Here is a 17970-nt window from a genome sequence, read left to right as displayed (position 1 = left end):
AAAGTTAGTTTCGTTTTGATAGTAACAACTTGCGGACCAGAAATCCACCAACATTTCGCCCACTTGGGAGATTTAAACCATGAACAAAAACAAAGGGCCTGTTGCCTTGGTAACAGGTGCATCGTCCGGCATCGGATTAATCACTGCGCAAAAACTGGCGGCAAGCGGTTATCGAGTGTTTGGTACCAGCCGTCGCCCCAACCCTACCGGGTCGCAAGCATTTGAAATGTTGGCGATGGATGTGGACAAAGACGAATCCGTGGTGAACCTCATCAATCAGATCATTGGTTCAACTGGCCGAATCGATCTGCTGGTCAACAACGCAGGGCGCGGTTTGGCACCAGCTGGCGCCGAAGAGTTTTCTCTTGAACAGGCGCAGGCAATTTTCAATACCAATTTCTTCGGTGTGGTGCGCACTACCAATGCTGTGTTGCCGCACATGCGCAGTCAGGGCAGCGGGCGCATCGTCAACATTGGTTCTGTGTTGGGCTTCATGCCCATGCCTTACATGGCGTTTTATTCAGCCACCAAGTATGCGCTTCGCGGCTATTCCGAATCGCTTGATCACGAGCTTCGAAACATGGGCATCCGGGTGTCGGTGATTGAACCGGCTTTCATGAAAACTTCCATTGAAGCGAATTCCGCCCAGGCCGAGTTTCAGATGGATGAGTATCAGGAGGTTCGGTCAGCCGTTGAAGTACGCCTTACAGAAATGCTGAGTTCCGCTGAAGACCCAAGCCTGGTGGCTGACGCGATTTTGAAGGCTGCGCAAGAACCCAACCCTCGTTTGGCCTACACGGCCGGCACAGCAGCTGCACGATTGAAACTCATGGCCACGGTGTTGCCAGCTCGTTTTCTTGACACCGGAATTCGCAAACATTTAAGACTGAGAACACAATGAATCCAACCACAAACCCCAACTTGTTGAATCGCCCGTTCGTTTTGCCCAATGGCGTTGAGTTACCCAACCGTTTGGCCAAAGCGTCCATGAGCGAAGCACTCGGAACCTACGATAACCACGCCACACCGAAAATTGTGGAGTTGTATCGCCGCTGGGCCAAATCCGGTATCGGCCTGATGTTCACAGGCAATGTCATGATTGATCGCAAAGCCCTGGGTGAACCAGGAAACATTGTGATTGAAGATGAGTCTGACCTGGCAATATTGAAACAGTGGGCCGATGCAGCCAGACAAGAGGGTGCGGCGTTGTGGGTGCAGTTGAACCACCCCGGCAAGCAGTCGCCCAAGGGATTGAACAAATTCAATCTGGCACCTTCTGCCATTCCTTTCCGGCAAGACATGGCCGCATTTTTTCTAACGCCGCGAGAAGCCACCGAGGCTGAAATTCAGGACATCATTCAACGCTTCGGCCGCAGTGCAGCCATTTGCAAAAAAGCCGGGTTTGGCGGCGTACAAATTCACGGCGCACATGGTTACTTGATCAGTCAGTTTCTATCACCTCATCACAATCAACGAACCGATCAATGGGGTGGAAATGCCGAGAATCGCAGGCGCTTTGTGATGGCTGTGTATGCGGAAATTCGCCGCCAGGTTGGCCCTGATTTTCCGATAGGTATCAAATTGAATTCAGCCGACTTTCAGAAGGGTGGGTTTACTGAAGAAGAATCAATGGCAACCATTGAAGCACTTTCGGCGGCTGGAATCGATCTGATCGAAATTTCTGGTGGCACCTATGAAGCGCCCGCCATGAGCGGTGTGGTTGAGCAAACCAAAAAAGCATCCACTTCGAATCGGGAAGCGTACTTTTTAAGTTTTGCCGAAAAAGTGCGAAGTCATATCAAGACACCCTTGATGGTCACAGGCGGATTTCGCAGTTATGCGGGCATGAATTCAGCGCTGGAATCAGGCGCGCTCGACATCGTGGGTTTGGCCCGCTTGCTGGCCATTGATCCGGATGCCCCCAAAGCACTCCTGAATGGTCGCGACTGTAACTATCAGGTAAGGCCTATTTCAACGGGAATCAAGGCAATCGACAAAATGGGCATCATGGAAATACTGTGGTACTCACGCCAACTGAAACGAATTTCCGAAGGGAGTGATCCGAAGCCCAATGAAAGCGGAATTTGGGCTTTCCTTGCTTCGGTGGTTAAAAGTATTTGGGGAACCAACAGAACGCAAAGATTAAGGGCTTAGGGTGAGCAAATACTCGCAACCCTCGAGCTGAAAGCCCGATAGGCGTTTCGGGCAACCGTATTGCCTCTCAGAACTTCCGGTGTTAAATGGCTGCATTTGCGTTTCTTTCGCTTTTTCTATTATTATCATTGTTGATAATGAATTCACGTAAAAAGTAAATCAATGGCTAATTTGGAAGTTGCCCTGCATCCCGTGAGGATGAAAATCCTCTCCTATCTTTTTCTGGAGCCAGCGACCCCGCAGCAACTGCACAAAGACCTGCATGGAATTCCGCCAGCGACTCTTTATCGGCATATCAAAGCGCTGTTCGATGCCGGCTTGATTGAGGTGGAGCAGGAAACTCAGAAGCGAGGTGCCACCGAGGTGACATACCGTTTATCTCGTACAACAGCCCGAGTAAACCCATCTTCGGACGAACTCAAAAAGCTTTTCAATAGTTACCTTGCAGGGATTCTAAACAGCTTTGACAGGTTTCTGGATTCGGAACAGGAAAAGGAGAGTCGCCAACATGGGTTTAGCAAAGCGATTTTTTATGCCACCCCAGATCAACTGGATGAATTTCAGAAAAAGCTACTAGCCGCAATTACGCCACTGCTGAAGCCTTCAGGACAGCCACAACAAATGGCTTATGAGCTATCCACAATTTTGCTGCCAGTGGTTGAAGAATAATGGTGATTGTTCCGAATGCTTTGGCCATGTTGGCGCTGTGCGTTGTGGGTGTTTATCTGCTTGTTCAGCTCAATCGTCGATTGCCTTCGGGACCTACGCCTTATTGGGTTGGTGCCATGGCATTCATCCTTTTTGCCATAGTCTTGGAGCCCATTTTTCTTGGGGGTGCAGGGTTTGCTTTGCCCGGGCAGCATGCAAGCACCGCGCAGGCTGTAATAGGGCTGACAATGGCTTGTCTCACGGCTGGTCTTTTTGAAGAGACGGGAAAATTTATTTGCTTGAAAGTCAAAAGTGCCAGGGGCGGTTTTGATCTCGCATGGCTGGCCAGGTTCGCCCTGGGCTATGCCTTGTGCGAGGCAATGCTTCTCGGTTTGATTGGCCATGCGCAGTTGCTTTATTTTTACGCCAATCCGGAAGTGCTTTCGACGTTGAAACTTGACTCAACAGCGCTTGGCATTATGCAGAATCGACTGACAAGTGTGACCGAGTGGACAGCCTTGTTCTTGTTGGTAGAACGTCTTTTTGCCATCGCAGTGCAAGTTGGTTTAACTTGTCTTGGTGCTTTGGCTGTGGCTAGAAGTCGGCTTGCGTGGCTAGTGGCCGCCATATTGATTCACGCATTGATCAACATTCCAGCGGCAAGCTATCAGTATGGATTCCTTGCGCTACATTATGGCGCGATGATTTATTCGTTACTGCTTGTGGTTGTAATCTATTTCATTCGAGTAAAAGGAGCCTCTCTGCTTAAACGCGTCAAGACTTAGTGGCGCTTACGGTGCACTGGTTGCGTGTTGTGCTATCAACTGTGTAATCCATTCGATAAAAACCCGAAGCTGTTTGCTGGCATATCGGTTGGGCGCATAAGCCACATAAAGGGGCATTGAATCTAACTGCCAGTCCAAGAAAAGCTGCACCAGTGCGCCACTTTCGATATGTGATTTCGCCATGTATTCCGGTAGCCATAGCACTCCCAAACCAACCAGGCCCGCTGTCAAATAGGCATTCCCATCATCTATTTCGAGCATGGAACGCCCTTGTAACCTGACGCGCTCTCCATCCTTGTACATCGCATAGGGTATTTCATTGGCCCAGCGATAGCGGACAATTCTATGTTCAGATTCACGTAGTTCATGTGGATGTAAAGGGGTTCCTGATCGCTTCAAATAGGATGGTGCAGCGTATACCCCCAACTGCAAATCACCCACGTGACGTGCTATCAAAGCCCCCTCTGTAATTTCACCACCTCTAACTACGCAATCGACGTTGTCGCTAATCAAATCTACCTTTCTATCGCTGGCTCCCAACTCAAGTTGAATGCCGGGAAACTGGGCAAAAAAATCGGGTAACGCGGGTACTAAAACAATATTTGCGAAAGGGCTTGGGACATCAACACGCAATAGGCCGCGCGGTGCGCTTGATGCGCTCGGAAGACTGTTCTCAATCTCACTCAATTCCGTCAGCAACCGAACGACGCGTTCATAGTATGCGGCACCGTCGTTGGTAACGTTCACTTTACGGGTAGTGCGGTTAAGTAGCTTGATGCGCAAATGCGCTTCCAACTGCTGAATCAGTTGGGTCACTGTGGTTCTGCTGAGACCCAAAGTATCCGCAGCTTTGGTAAAGCTGCCTGTTTCAACCACCCGCACGAAGGCTTTCATACAATCAAGCCGATCCATCACGTTCTCCGAACAATTGTTTGAAATGGCCAAACAGTGTTGTTGTGATTTGGCGATTTATCCAAACAAAAATATCACTTAAATTTCTGGTGTCAATCAACTTTCCAGGGGGCACCGATGACAACACGTGAGGCAATTTTTCCAGCTGATCGCCATGAACTTTACAAGCTACATCGCTATTCAGCTGCGATTAAATCGGGAGACCTGCTTTTCGTATCGGGGCAAGTGGGGAGCCTTGGCGATGGCTCCCCCGAACCGGATTTCGAAGCTCAAGTTCGCTTGGCATTCGCCAATCTTGAGGCAACTTTGAAAGCTGGCGGATGTTCGCTGAACGACATCGTAGACGTAACCACCTTTCACACCGATCCAGAGAATCAATTTCCCACAATCCTGAAGGTCAAGGATGAAGTATTTCCCAAGTCTCCTTATCCCAACTGGACAGCGTTGGGGGTCAATTGGCTTGCTGGTTTCGATTTCGAAATAAAGGTGATTGCTCGAATTAGTAAAGAAACCATGTGATCCACCGTAACCCTCAACTCAATTCGTTCCCACCTTCTTTCTGAACTGGGCCGCTTTGTATCGATTGCCGCAAGATGCCATGCTGCACCAACGGCGCTTGTGCGATTTCGTTCGGTCGTAGAACCAAAGAATGCATTCAGGGTGAGCGCATGTTTTGACAAGGTCGAGTTCGCCCTCCGTCAACAACTGCGCAATCGCTTCAGCCACTGGTCCAAGTGCGGACACGACCGTATCGGCCTTGGCAACCCGGGTCAGCACAAGTTTTCCGGTGTCGTCTGCTGTCACCTGTGGGGCGCTGGTGTAGCCATCAAGAAACTTGTTCAAAGGCCGCACATCACCCATCTGTCCGTTCTTCCATTGTTCAATCAGCTGCCGGGCGAGTGTGCGAAGTTCTCTCGCCTGCACCAGCAATGTCTGTTTCTCCGCTGCCGCGATCGATACGCTTGCCACCAAACCACATCGCTCAAGCCATGCGTGAACATCCTCACCACTTCGCCACAAATCCACCGCCTCATTGCCGACTCGCATTTCTGTGTTCAGTAAGTCGAGCGCCAGGTGATCACCCACCATTGGGATCTCTCCGGGATGGTTGGTAATCGACGTTTCAGCCTTTTCCATAAGTAACCTTTAAAAAATAGTTTGACAGGTTACTTTTTTTGGAAGAAACTTCCGCTCAAGTAACCGTATAAATTAAATTATACAGGTTATTTGCAGCAATCAAATGCTCATTCAATTTTTACGACAAGGAATAGCCATGACTAGCATTCACGCACTATTGGCCGCAACTACGCTGGCCACTGCAACTTTCGCCGCCAGTGCGGCACCTTCCACAGAACAGGTTCATCACCGGTCTGTGAATATTCAGGATGTCAATGTGTTTTATCGAGAAGCCGGGCCTGAAACTGCACCCAAAGTATTGTTGTTGCACGGATTCGGGGCATCTTCGTACATGTTCCGCGAGCTCATCCCGCAACTGGCAGAGAAATATCATGTCATTGCCCCCGACCTGCCTGGTTTTGGTCAAACCAATGTTCAGCCGGGCAAGCCATTTGCCTATAACTTCGACAACCTGGCTTCGGTAATTGACGCATTCACAGTCGCCAAGGGGATGGATCAATACGCAATGTATGTGTTCGACTACGGTGCCCCGGTTGGCTGGCGTCTTGCTGTAAAAAATCCGCAGAAAATCACTGCGATCGTAAGCCAGAACGGCAATGCCTATGAGGAAGGTTTGAGTGAGGGTTGGGCCGATATGCGCAAAGCTTGGGCCAATCCAACCCCGGCCAATCGGGAGGCCCTGCGTCGCTTCAACACCTACGAGATGATCAAGTGGCAGTACACCGAGGGTGTGAAAGATACCTCGCTAATTGCTCCTGAGGCTTACCAGCTGGCACATGCCGCAGTCGAACGTATTGGCGTTGAGCCACAAATGGATCTGTTGCTTGACTACGGCCAGAACATCAAACAGTACAGTGCTCTGCACGACTTTTTCCGCCGCTATCAGCCACCCACATTGGCGATTTGGGGCTCCAATGATCCATTTTTTATCCCCGCAGGTGCAAACGCATACAAGCGCGACAATCCGAATGCAGAAGTTCAGTTTCTAGAGACCGGTCACTTCGCAATCGAAACGCATGGCAAGGAAATCGCTGATGCGATGGTGGAGTTTCTTGATCGAAGCGTACCGCGGCCCATGACCGCATTAGACGGGAAGAATTTCGCTCAATGCACCGCCGGAGATAAATAATGAACACACTCAAAACCCTTTCAGCAATGTTTGCTGTCGCTTTAGCCACTGCAACTGTTAATGCCGCTCAACCTGCCACTGTTGCAAACAACACCCAAGGTAAGAGCAGCTTTGTCCAATCCGCCAGCACGATCGTCACCAAAGACAATGTGCACCTTTATTACAAAGACTGGGGCCCCCGCGATGGCAAGGTCGTGATGTTCAGTCACGGCTGGCCGTTGAACTCGGATAGCTGGGAGTCACAAATGATGTTTCTGGCCAGCAACGGGTACCGAGTGATTGCGCATGACCGTCGCGGTCACGGTCGTTCAAGCCAGCCTTGGCATGGGAACGACATGGATCATTACGCAGATGATCTTTCGGCAGTGATCGAAGCGCTGAAATTAAAGCGCGTTACGCTGGTGGGGTTCTCCACAGGCGGTGGTGAAGTGGCCCGCTACATCGGACGGCACGGCACCAAACGCGTTGAAAAGGCCGTGTTGGTGGCAGCGGTTCCACCGCTGATGTTGCAAACTGAAAGCAATCCTGGTGGGCTTCCGATCAGTGTGTTCGATGGGTTACGACAAGCATCGCTGGAGAACCGTTCGCAGTTGTATTTGGATATCGCGTCGGGGCCATTCTTTGGCTTCAATCGCGAAGGCGCAAAACGCTCACAAGGACTGATTCAGTCATTCTGGGTTCAGGGCATGCAAGCAGGCCACAAGAACACCTATGACTCAATCGCTGCATTCTCTGCGACAGACTTCCGCGAAGACCTGAAGAAATTCAATGTTCCTACATTGATCATTCATGGCGATGACGACCAGATCGTTCCTTTGGACGCATCGGCCAAGGCCTCTGCAGCACAAATCAAAGGATCTACCTTGATTGTGTATCCAGGCGCTCCCCACGGGTTGGCTGACACTCACAAAGATCGATTGAACCAGGATCTACTTAATTTTTTGAAGCGTTGAAGGTACATCAACTATGATTTAAATCCATCAATCAATTAATTGGATTCGACGAAATTGATGTGACATAGACCTTGGCATTCGCTTTGAATTGATAAAGTCTGATACCGGAAAAATAAAAAGGCCAATCACCGAGATTATTGGCCTTTTTTCTATGTTTGGTTACGGGGGCAGGATGGTTATGAGTATTTTCTCTTTTAGCGATCAGACGCGGTGAAACTCGATAAGTGGCGGGCTAAATTGGGCTGTTTATTACGCCAGCTGTGGCTTTCCAGTCATCTTTAGGGGTGTCACTTTAGATCACTTTATCCCTATCCACTTGGACTGCACCCTCGGGCACACGCACTCAATTACTTTCGCTTAGTAATTCCCATGAGCTCGAACTGACCTTCAGGCTCTGAAAATCGAGAGCAACTTCACAGTCGAATGTCTGCGATTCTGGGCTGCTCGTCTACCTATATTGGATCAGTGTGTTCAGGCCGCGTTCTCACCACCGGGGGCGAGCCTGCTGTACACCGGCATCAAGAGTTATGTGCTGGGCATGTCGCAATCGATGGACATGGAACTCAAGCCGCGGGGCATTCACGTCACTGCGCTGTGCCCGAGATTCACGCGCAGCGAATTCCACGACACCATGGGCACGCGTGATGCGCTGGGAGATGGCATCTGGGCGGGCGATGGCATCGCTCACAAAGTCCAGGCTCCAAGTTTGGTTCACTGCTAGAGCGGCCACCAGTGGCACGCGTACACCGATGCGTTTGGTCTTCTTGCGCTTCCTGATGGATAGTCCCTCAGCGCTGTAGATGCGGTACACCCGCTTGTGGTTGATGCCCGGGTATCAGGCCTTGTACCTGTTGGCGCCGATCGAATCTTGACAGTGCTTGCCCGTCTTCAATATCCTAGGAAAAGGCAAATTGTCCGAGATCGGAAAGAAGCGACGGACGTGAGGGGTTCCAACCTAGTTCCGCGCGAGTCAACGCACTTGAAGCTGGTATGTCCATCGCAACGAATGGAGCTAGCCATCCGAAATGCTCAGCAGCCTTTTCTGGGGTGACTGAGACGACAGGAAGTTTTAGACCTTGCCCTATGCAAGCTGCGATGTCGCGCAACGCTACGCCCTGATCATGAACGGCGTGGTACCTATGACCTGCCACGCCCTTTTCAAGCGCTAGTCGATAGAGCACCGCTGCATCCGATACATGTACAGCCGGCCAGCGTTGTAGACCATCACCAACGTAGGCTGCGATGCCTTTCTCGCGGGCCAGTGCAATCAGGAAAGAGATGAAACCTTGCTTGAGTGGGTCATGCACTTGAGGAAGCCGAACCACCATTGCGCGAATCTGTTGTGAAACAAGCGCGGTGGTCGCCTCTTCCGTCGCACTTCGGGGTGGCCCCAAGACACTTGGAGGTGGGGCATCATGTTCAGTACCCAGCCGACCTTCAGCCAGAAATGTCATGCCTGTGGTGACGACCAAGGGCCTATGAGTTCCGATCAACACGGATCCCAACGCTGCAATGACATGTCGATCAGCTTCGCAGTTTTCCACGTATTTCGAAAAATCATGGTTAAAAGCCGTGTGGATCACTCCGTCGACATCGGAAGCTCCGTCACGCAAGCTTTGCAGATCTTCGATGGACCCAAGGTGCACCTGTGCACCGGCTGCTTTCAGCGCAGCTGCGGCTGCATCTGAGCGCGCCAGCCCGAGCACTTGATGACCAGCAGCCCTCAATTCCTTTACCACCGCTGAGCCCACAAACCCTGTCGCACCTGTTACGAAAACCCGCATATTGAATTCCTTAAAAAGTGACAAAGAAGCGAGTGTGGATGTAGGATTTATAGGTGTAAATAAGTGACTTTATACGGGTATAAAAACTAACTGGATATTCAATGAGAGAGACCAAAGAGAACCTGTTGGGAAGCTACTTGATGGACCGGCGTTCCAAGCTAGATCCCGCAGCTTTGGGTTTTTCGCTTGGACGCCGTAGGACGCCAGGGTTGCGTCGCGAAGAGGTAGCGCAGCGGGCTAATGTCAGTGCCACTTGGTACACATGGTTGGAACAGGGGCGAGGCGGGGCGCCTTCGTCTAACTTACTGTTGCGTATCGCACGCGCACTTATGTTGACGGATGCAGAGCGTGAATACTTGTTCCTTTTGGCTTTCGGTCGGCCCCCCGAAGTGACCCATAACACCGTCGAAAGCGTAACCCCCCGCCTGCAGCGTGTCCTCGATTCCCTTGACTCGAGCCCTGCGTATTTGAAGACGCCGACTTGGGACGTTGTCGCGTGGAACCGGGCAGCAGCGTTGGTGTTGACAGATTACGGTGAAGTGGAACCCGATCAGCGCAATATTTTGCGCCTGATTTTTGACAACCCGTACATGCCAAACAAGATGCCCAACTGGGAGAGCGATGCTCGCTTTGTAGTAGCAGCATTCAGAGCTGATGTCGCTCGCGCAGGTGCTTCTACTGCAAGCAAAGCGCTGGTGGAAGAGCTATGCGCAAAGAGCCAAGAGTTCCGTGTCATGTGGGCCGAGAACACTGTGAGCGGTACCTATGGCGAGTATCCAAAAATTGTTGCGCACCCAATTGCAGGTCCTATTGCACTGGAATATTCTGCTTTCGCTGTAGACGGTCGACCTGATCTGGGTATGGTTATCTATTGCCCCGCAACGCCAGCGGATCGAGAGCGAGTTCTGTCCCTACTTGAGGGCGAGTACTTCGAAAAGGGCACCGGGGCTTTAAGAATAACACCGAGCAGCTCATGAGGCTGTTTGCTCTGTCCAATCTGTGGATAGTGCGGGGCAAGTTGGTATGGAGTTGGAGTTTTCCAGCGACCGCTTTGCGCGTATGGATTGGATGACCGCAAAGGGTCGAGAAGAGCCGGTCGCCTTGGCAGCACAAAGTCGACTATCAAATTACTTTACTTAACCCGCCGTTTCCACACGTTTCAATTTTGAGATTTATCTCTCTGGAAAACCTCCGCGTCATGCCTCAACAAGCGATGATTACATCATCAAATTTAGAAGACATCGAGGGTTATATTAAGAGTATCGAAGAGAAGACCGAGACTATCTTCCTAAAAGCCTTCGATATTCCTTTTACAGAGGCCCCCGAGGCGATGAAAGACCTCGCTTTTATGGGAATTACTGCGGTGTCTATTTTTCCCGGAATTGATGGTGTCTGTGAAGAATTCAAAGAGAGAAATTTTGACGTCTAGTGAAATCTCCCGGTAAATCAGCTTAAACTTAACATTCGTTTTGATTGCCCGAAAATTTTTTGGCACTTCTTTGCGCAGACATTTCACATTTGGTGACAGGTCACCAACCCAAAACTGGCATTCAATGTCACAAAACAAAAAGGTCAACCACCGCTAAGTAGTTGACCTTTTTGAGTATTTGGTTGCGGGGGCAGGATTTGAACCTACGACCTTGGTTATGAGTATTTTCTCTTTTAGCGATCACCAGCGATGAAATTTGATAAGTAGCGGGATTAATTGGGGCGTTCGCCACGCCAGTTGTGGCTTTCCAGTCATCCGTGGGGGTGCCACTTTAGATCGCTTTATCTCTATCGTCTTGAACTGCACCCTAAGGCACATGCACTCAGTTTCTCTGCTTTGGTAATTTCTGCGAGCCTGAATTGACCTTCGGGCTTCGAAAATCGCCAGCACCATCACAAATGCATTTCTGTGGTTCTTTGCTGGCCATCTTCCTAAATTTGCTTGGTCTTTTTAGGCCACGTTTTGGGGGTGGAGTAACATGCCTGTAACTTGATTTTGAGATAATCAAAGGCTGAAATTGAGCTCTCCTCCCCAATTCAGACACGCCGTTGATCTATCACTCTCAACGGCTTCGACCCCTGGGCACTTCGACTGCCTTGGGGTTAATTTTTGACCAAACTGTACCAAGAATAAGTGGTTTGGGTTCTGCTGTGCACCCGGCACTCACATACTGGCCTAGCTTGGTTTTTGGTGACGGCAGGGTATTTTTCAGCTTTAAGCTTCTTTCGTATCAAATTTTATGATTCACACACACAATTGTTCATCCTGTATTCATTTTTTCTTCCGAGCTTTTTCATTTTTAACCATGTTCATTCTTCACTTTGAAATGAGAAACTAACAAAGCTTCGTGGTCAGGGATGTTAGGTGCTTTGCCTGCTCCACAATATTTGAGTTGACACTTCGCAGTCTGGAGTCGTTTTCTGAGTGATAGATATATGTGTGACCACACTTCCTAGTTGTGTGAAAAAAATACTCTCAAGTGTTTGACGAAAATATCTTTCGTTGGGCAATAAATAATCAATCGATCAAATTTGGAAGGCTTTCCGATGTACGAAATTCTGCTCACCCCTTTCATGGGAACTCCAACCTGGATATGGTTGGTTTTTGTCTCAATAGTGATTGCTTTGTTGGCCTTTGATCTTGGCGTTTTGCACAAAGATAGTCGTGAAATCGAAGTTAAAGAAAGTCTGTTTTTATCTGCTGGCTACATTGGCATGGCTTGTCTTTTCGGGGCCTGGGTTTGGTGGTATCTGGGCAGTGAAAGTGGGATGGCTTACTTTACCGGTTTCGCCATTGAGAAGTCGTTGTCTATGGACAATGTTTTCGTAATTGCGATGATCTTCACCTATTTCAGTATACCGAGGGTCTATCAGCATCGAGTCCTTTTTTGGGGAATTTTAGGTGTGATTGTTTTGAGAGCAATTATGATCGCTTTGGGGGCGGCCTTAGTTACTGAGTTTAGTTGGGTGCTGTATTTGTTTGGTGTATTCTTGGTGCTCACGGGTATCAAAATGCTGTTTGTAGGGGAGTCCACGCCAGATCTAGAAAACAATCCCCTGCTGAAGTTTTTACGTAAACGTCTTCCTTTGACCAAAGAACTTAAAGGCAACGCATTTTGGGTGCATGAAAGAAGCGAGAGTACCGGAAAGTTGCAGCGCGTCTACACCCCTTTATTCCTGGCTTTACTGTTAATTGAATTCGTTGATCTGATTTTTGCAGTAGATTCAGTGCCTGCGATCTTTGCTATCACCACAGACCCCTTTATTGTCTACACAAGTAATATCTTTGCCATTCTTGGGTTACGTGCACTCTATTTTGCACTGGCTGCTCTGATTCATCGATTTAGGTATCTGAAGTACGCCTTGGCGCTAGTGTTGGTCTTTATTGGCGGAAAGATATTTTTGGTAAATATCGTTGGTAAAGTCCCACCTGAGTTTTCCTTGAGTGTCACTCTTGGACTAATCGCTGGGGGGGTCTTGTTCTCCCTGTGGAAGACTCGAGGAAGTTCCACCGCTGCCGATTAATAGAACTTCTTGCGGGCCCCTTCGAAAAGTTGATTTAGGTGTTGAAGGGGCAATCTGTCTGTTATTGGTTAAGACAGATTGCCGCCATAACCTACGGCGTGCCCACAAACTTCAGATGTAGCAAATTGAGCTGTTCATCCTTTGTTCATAAAAACGCTCCTGGTTATTCATGAAACAACACAGTTTAGGTTAAGGCGTGGCGGTCAAACTGATTTCCATGCAGACACGTTGCTGCACTTGACCGAGAAACCCCACAGGAGAAATACCATGAAAAAGATTGTTGCACTTTCACTTGCCCTTGGCTTCAGCAGCGCCGCAATGGCCAGCGATTTGTTTTATGGCGACGGCACTTATCACGTTGTGAAGGAATCCAAGCAGTCCAGCCTGACCCGCGCTGAAGTGGTTTCCAAAACTGACAGTGCCAATGTGGCCAACGCGCTTGATGCATCTGTTTCGCCCAACTTCGCCCCCAACCCGATGTTGAGCCGCTCGGATGTAATTCGCAAGATGGAAGGTTTTGAGTACGCAGATTTTGGTGACGCGACCAATCCGACTCCTTGGGTGAAGACGCGAGACGACAACAGCAACCTGGCGCAGGATGACAGCAATATGCCAACATCCAAAACCAACTGATCTGTCGGTTTTCGCTTTCTTCATCTCACCCCCTGGGCTGTAAAAAGTCCGATTTCAGGCCCGAGCAATCGGGCCTTTTTTTATTCATCAAATGTTCATAATTCGGCATTGATTTGTTCATAAAACTTCTGACTCTAGGTTAAGGCATGAACTGCAAACTACATGTATTGCAAAGAGATGCAGTATTTCTTAAAAATCTTGTAGGAGAAAACCATGAAAAAGATTATCGCCCTTTCACTTGTACTTGGATTTAGCGGCAATGCCCTGGCCGCCAGCGACCTGTTTATGGGAGACGGTACCAACCATGTTCGTATGGACTCTTCGCCATCGACCTTGACTCGCGCTGAAGTGCTTTCCAAAACCGACAGCAGCAATATTGCGAACTCCTTGGATGGCACAGTGGCACCCAGCTACAAGCCAAGTTCCACGCTAACCCGTGCTGCTGTAATACGTAAAATGGAGGGTTACAGGTATGTGGAGTTCGGTGATGGAACCAGCCTGAATCCCTGGGAAAAGATCAAGTAATCACAAACTGATTTGTTCAAAGTGGGTTGTCGATAGCCCAGAACAAAGGCCTGAAAATCAGGCCTTTTTTTTCGTAAAAATGATTTATATTACACACACATTTCTCGTCAAAATTCGTTCATTTTGTGTTCATTTCTGTTGATGAAGGACTTCATTCAACGTTCAGTGACTGTTCATCTTGACCGACAACAATGGGGCTCCACATAAAATCCAAGGAGTACCCCATGAAAACCAGTTCTTGTTCCGTATTGGCTTTGTTAATGCTTGGCGCAATTTCGACGAACGCACAAGCTGGCCAGGTGCGCACAGATGGCCAGGACATTATTCTTTCCACCAAAGGTGGATTGAAACTTGAGACTGAAGACAAAAGCGCAGGTTTCCAGATTGGTGGGCGACTGCACTACGATTACACGCAAGATGAGACCGACACGGCCGCCAATGGCAACGAAACACTGGAAGATTTTGATGCCCGCCGTGCGCGAATCGCACTGCGCGCTCATGTGAATGATTTTGAAATGAAAGCGGAATTCAATATCGCCGAATCTGGAACAAGTGGCGGTAGTGTTGAGGATTTGTACCTTAGGTACAAAGGATTTGGCGACATGGCCAATTTGACCATTGGCAAGCAGCGTGTGCCTTTTGGTATGGATGTTTTGACCAGTTCAAATGACATTTCTTTGCTTGAGCGCTCTGCCATGATCGAACGCTATGCGCTTGAGCGATCCTCCGGTGTGAAGCTCAGCGGACGTGGCATGGACAAGCGATTCACTTATGGTGTGGGTTTGTTCGAGGCGGATGGTAACGGCACCAATGATTTTCAGGAACAGGCCCTGGCAGGGCGTGTTACGTTCGCACCGATCATGACCAAAAGCAGCGTGCTGCACTTTGGCGCTGGCTATCAAACTGTGGGTGCCACCGACCCAGTGGATGAAACCGACACGATGAACGTGGAAATGGCTGGAGCCTTTGGTCCATTCCATGCACAGGCCGAGTATTTCGATTCCGATGTAGGCCCACAGAACTTCAACGGTTATTACGCGCAGCTTGGGTACATCCTGAACGGCGGTGGAACTCGCCCCTACAGCGATGGCGTTTTCAAGCGGGTCAAAGCCGTACCGGGCGGCACTTGGGAAGTGACTGCCCGCTTTGAAGAGGGCGATGGTCGTTTCAATGACGTTGGCTTGGGCTTTATTGATGCGCAGCAAACCTCTCTGGGCTTGAACTACTACATGAATGACTCGGTCAAGGTCGGCGTAAGCTATATGGATGCTGAAAGCAACACTAATAGCGACAGCGGCAATGAGCTGCGCATGCGCCTTCAGTTCACTTACTAAGTGATTTCGAAAAGATGAACGCCAGATTAACAATCCAAAAAATCTGGTGTTTATCACCGATAATCCCTAGCATCTGGATGTTGATTTGATGCCCAAGGGAATGGTGATGTTCAAAACCCGTATTCTGCTGGCCTTTGTGGCTTTGGCACTGGTGGCGGTTGCCCAAGGGGTAATCGGCTACTTTGTCATGGTTACAGCCAGCCAGAATGTTCAAAAAGGCCGAGTCGCCAACGAATTGTTGGTGGGCTATATGGACCTGCTTTCAAACAAGCAGTTGCTACGAACCCAGCTGACCAGTGAAATGACGGGGCTGGAGTCTGACCCCCAGCAAAGCCAAGTGTATTACTACAACATGATCCGTGCGCTCGATACCCTGGATCGACTTGCAGAAACCTCGAAGGGTTTGACTCGGGGCGATCAGGAGTTAATGCCCGAGCACGAGGAGCGCCGGCAAAGTCTGGTGATATTACGAAAAGGTGTGGACCAATTGGGATCGGTGATGACCGCTTCTGAATGGAAATTCGAGGCGGTAACTCCACAACAGAAACGCCAGAAACTCGACCAGATTTTTGATGTGTCGGATGGTCAGGATTTGCGGGTTGCCTTAACCCAAAGCATTGCCCGTGAACGCCTGATCACCGCACGAGACAGGGCGGCGGCGGATGTATCGCTGAACTTCATGACCAATGTGGTTGTGATTGCCACCATCGGGCTTGCCTTGTTCATGGTGTTACTTGCTTTTTATTTCGTGAGGTCTTTGAGCAAACCTGTGGAGCGCTTGATCAAGGGCGCGGAAACCTTGCAAGCAGGCAATTTGAGTTATCGCATCCCAGCATTTGGGCGCGACGAGTTCTCGCAGGTAGGGCGCAGCATGAATGACATGGCCCGTGAAATTGCGCGCCTGCGCGCCAACGACCAACAGGCGCGCGAGCAGCTTGAGGTGCAGGTGAGCGAGCGAACCAACGAATTACAGGAGGCCTTGCACCGACTGGAAAAAATTGAGCTTCGCCGTCGGCAGATGTTTGCGGACATTAGCCACGAATTAAAAACACCCACCACTGCAATTCGCGGTGAGGCCGAAATCAGTTTGCGCCATGGCGGAAATAGCAATGCCGAGTGTAAGGAAACTCTCGAGCGGATTGTTCAATACACGCAACAACTCAACTACATTGTGGACGACATGCTGACCTTGGCGCGAAGCGATATAGATGCGCTTGTATTGGACCGACGGGCAGTGGATATTTCAACTTTATGCCACGAATCAATTGCCTATTTCCGGCCACAAATCAGCCAAAAGGGCTGTGCTGTGGAAGCGCAAATTCAGAGTGATAGCTTGGTTCTGGGTGATGCGCAGCGTTTGAAGCAGGTGTTAAATATTGTTTTGGACAATGCGATTCAATACAGCGGCGCCAAGGCGGTAATCCGCATCAGTACTGCTTCGGTAGAAGATGCGGAGAACATGCGCCGATGTGAGGTAACGATTGAAGACAATGGCCCAGGTATTCCTGAGAATGAGTTGAGTCGAGTATTTGAGCGCCACTACCGTGGCACCATGGCGAAGCTGATCAGGCCCGACGGCAGCGGCTTGGGTTTGCCACTGGCAGCGGCGATTGTACGGGCCCACCACGGCATCATTGAAATAAGCAGCGAAGAAAACAGAGGATGCAGGGTAACGATTAATTTGCCAGCATTTGATTCAATCATTGAGGACGCAGTATGAAAGTGTTGATTGTTGAAGACGATGCACGTGTGTCTAGTTTTTTGGAGCGTGGACTGAAAGCGGAGGGTTATCGACCCCAGGTGGCTCACAATGCCAACACGGGTCTGTCAATGGCCAAGGCCTTGCAAAAGGAAGTGCGTGAAAATTTTGAAAGTGCAGTGGTAATTCTGGATGTGATGCTGCCTGATGGTTCAGGGCTTGATGTCTGCCAAACCCTGCGGGCAGAGGGTTTCGCTTTGCCTGTGTTGATGTTGACTGCATTGAATTCAGTCGAAGACAGGGTGGCGGGCCTGCGCATGGGTGCCGACGATTACCTGGGTAAGCCATTTGCATTCGATGAAATTCTTGCACGCCTGGAGGCGCTGGGTCGTCGGGTGGGCAACGCAGCACCGAAGCAGGCCAGAAAAAATCTGGAGGTCGCTGACCTGAATCTTGATCTTGAAAAAATGCGTTTGTCGCGTGCGGGTCGTGAAATTCAGTTGACTGCGAAAGAGCTTGCTTTGGTCGAGTTGCTGATGAGTGCGCCAGGCCGGCTGTTCAGCCGTGAGCGAATTCTTTCAAACGTGTGGGGGGTGAACGAGGACCCGCTGACCAATGTGGTGGATGTTTATATTCGCCGCCTGCGCACCAAGATTGATCTGGAGGGATTGCAACCCTTGATTCATACCCAGCGTGGGCTCGGTTACCGGCTGGAGGCACTGCAGACCAACGATTCGCAGTAGTGTTCATCTGGCGTTCATCTT

General features: G+C 49.8%; 19 protein-coding genes. 15 read left to right on the top strand and 4 right to left on the bottom strand.

All coding sequences use genetic code 11. The annotated features are described in order from the left end of the window. Positions 1-79: 79 nt before the first annotated feature. From LMED105_RS05080 to LMED105_RS05065, 4 genes are all read left to right on the top strand, one after another. Complete coding sequence (locus tag LMED105_RS05080) at positions 80-901, top strand: oxidoreductase (RefSeq protein WP_008248886.1); 822 nt, start codon at positions 80-82, stop codon at positions 899-901. Beyond that, positions 898-2154, top strand: coding sequence for an NADH:flavin oxidoreductase/NADH oxidase family protein (locus LMED105_RS05075; protein WP_008248884.1), 1257 nt, complete (start codon positions 898-900; stop codon positions 2152-2154). The genes LMED105_RS05080 and LMED105_RS05075 overlap by 4 nt, the downstream gene beginning before the upstream one ends. A gap of 162 nt (positions 2155-2316) precedes the next feature. After that, positions 2317-2823 (top strand): helix-turn-helix domain-containing protein, encoded by a 507-nt coding sequence (locus LMED105_RS05070; RefSeq protein ID WP_008248883.1) that lies wholly within the window; start codon positions 2317-2319, stop codon positions 2821-2823. Next, entirely contained in the window at positions 2823-3587 is a 765-nt protein-coding gene (locus LMED105_RS05065; RefSeq protein ID WP_008248881.1) for a YhfC family glutamic-type intramembrane protease, read from the top strand. The genes LMED105_RS05070 and LMED105_RS05065 overlap by 1 nt, the downstream gene beginning before the upstream one ends. A gap of 6 nt (positions 3588-3593) precedes the next feature. Here the strand turns inward: LMED105_RS05065 and LMED105_RS05060 are convergent, their stop codons facing one another. Then, positions 3594-4499, bottom strand: coding sequence for a LysR family transcriptional regulator (locus tag LMED105_RS05060; RefSeq protein WP_040512356.1), 906 nt, complete (start codon positions 4497-4499; stop codon positions 3594-3596). 117 nt (positions 4500-4616) lie between these two features. On the opposite strand from LMED105_RS05060, the gene LMED105_RS05055 reads away from it, so the two are divergent. Beyond that, on the top strand, positions 4617-5018 hold the full coding sequence (locus LMED105_RS05055) for a RidA family protein (protein ID WP_008248872.1): 402 nt from the start codon (positions 4617-4619) through the stop codon (positions 5016-5018). An 18-nt stretch (positions 5019-5036) separates the two neighbouring features. Here the strand turns inward: LMED105_RS05055 and LMED105_RS05050 are convergent, their stop codons facing one another. Beyond that, positions 5037-5636, bottom strand: a complete 600-nt coding sequence (locus tag LMED105_RS05050) for an ABATE domain-containing protein (protein WP_008248871.1) — start codon at positions 5634-5636, stop codon at positions 5037-5039. A 136-nt stretch (positions 5637-5772) separates the two neighbouring features. Here LMED105_RS05050 and LMED105_RS05045 point away from each other — a divergent pair, with 136 nt between their 5' ends. Next, positions 5773-6765 carry an alpha/beta fold hydrolase gene (locus tag LMED105_RS05045; protein ID WP_008248869.1) on the top strand — a complete coding sequence of 331 codons (993 nt, stop codon included), beginning with the start codon at positions 5773-5775 and terminating at the stop codon, positions 6763-6765. Beyond that, positions 6765-7718: an alpha/beta fold hydrolase gene (locus LMED105_RS05040; RefSeq protein WP_008248867.1), complete on the top strand. Its 954-nt coding sequence runs from the start codon at positions 6765-6767 to the stop codon at positions 7716-7718. Before LMED105_RS05045 ends, LMED105_RS05040 begins: the two co-directional genes overlap by 1 nt. 484 nt (positions 7719-8202) lie before the next feature. Here the strand turns inward: LMED105_RS05040 and LMED105_RS16895 are convergent, their stop codons facing one another. Together LMED105_RS16895 and LMED105_RS05030 are read right to left on the bottom strand one after the other, a co-directional pair. Then, positions 8203-8433, bottom strand: a complete 231-nt coding sequence (locus LMED105_RS16895) for a hypothetical protein (protein WP_198006795.1) — start codon at positions 8431-8433, stop codon at positions 8203-8205. A 181-nt stretch (positions 8434-8614) separates the two neighbouring features. Next, entirely contained in the window at positions 8615-9502 is an 888-nt protein-coding gene (locus LMED105_RS05030; RefSeq protein WP_008248862.1) for an SDR family oxidoreductase, read from the bottom strand. A gap of 101 nt (positions 9503-9603) precedes the next feature. Between LMED105_RS05030 and LMED105_RS05025 the strand changes: the two genes are divergently transcribed. The 8 genes from LMED105_RS05025 (at position 9604) to LMED105_RS04990 (ending at position 17949) form a co-directional block, all read left to right on the top strand. Further along, positions 9604-10479 carry a helix-turn-helix transcriptional regulator gene (locus LMED105_RS05025; protein WP_008248861.1) on the top strand — a complete coding sequence of 292 codons (876 nt, stop codon included), beginning with the start codon at positions 9604-9606 and terminating at the stop codon, positions 10477-10479. Positions 10480-10700: 221 nt separating this feature from the next. Beyond that, positions 10701-10931, top strand: coding sequence for a hypothetical protein (locus tag LMED105_RS05020; protein ID WP_008248860.1), 231 nt, complete (start codon positions 10701-10703; stop codon positions 10929-10931). A gap of 1106 nt (positions 10932-12037) precedes the next feature. Beyond that, positions 12038-13015: a TerC family protein gene (locus tag LMED105_RS05015; protein WP_008248858.1), complete on the top strand. Its 978-nt coding sequence runs from the start codon at positions 12038-12040 to the stop codon at positions 13013-13015. A gap of 267 nt (positions 13016-13282) precedes the next feature. Continuing rightward, entirely contained in the window at positions 13283-13648 is a 366-nt protein-coding gene (locus LMED105_RS05010; protein WP_008248855.1) for a hypothetical protein, read from the top strand. 213 nt (positions 13649-13861) lie between these two features. Beyond that, on the top strand, positions 13862-14173 hold the full coding sequence (locus LMED105_RS05005; protein WP_008248853.1) for a hypothetical protein: 312 nt from the start codon (positions 13862-13864) through the stop codon (positions 14171-14173). Between the two features lie 224 nt (positions 14174-14397). Further along, the gene (locus tag LMED105_RS05000; RefSeq protein WP_040512409.1) at positions 14398-15507 is read left to right on the top strand and encodes an OprO/OprP family phosphate-selective porin; all 1110 of its coding nucleotides are present in this window, start codon (positions 14398-14400) and stop codon (positions 15505-15507) included. Positions 15508-15595: 88 nt separating this feature from the next. Then, entirely contained in the window at positions 15596-17227 is a 1632-nt protein-coding gene (locus LMED105_RS04995; RefSeq protein ID WP_040512355.1) for a HAMP domain-containing sensor histidine kinase, read from the top strand. Next, positions 17224-17949, top strand: coding sequence for a response regulator transcription factor (locus LMED105_RS04990; protein ID WP_008248845.1), 726 nt, complete (start codon positions 17224-17226; stop codon positions 17947-17949). Before LMED105_RS04995 ends, LMED105_RS04990 begins: the two co-directional genes overlap by 4 nt. Positions 17950-17970: the final 21 nt, after the last annotated feature.

The organism is Limnobacter sp. MED105 (assembly GCF_000170915.1).
In the GTDB taxonomy this organism is placed as follows: domain Bacteria; phylum Pseudomonadota; class Gammaproteobacteria; order Burkholderiales; family Burkholderiaceae_B; genus Limnobacter.
The sequence above is the reverse complement of the archived record's forward strand: the minus strand, read 5'-3'. Positions and strand labels throughout refer to the sequence as shown.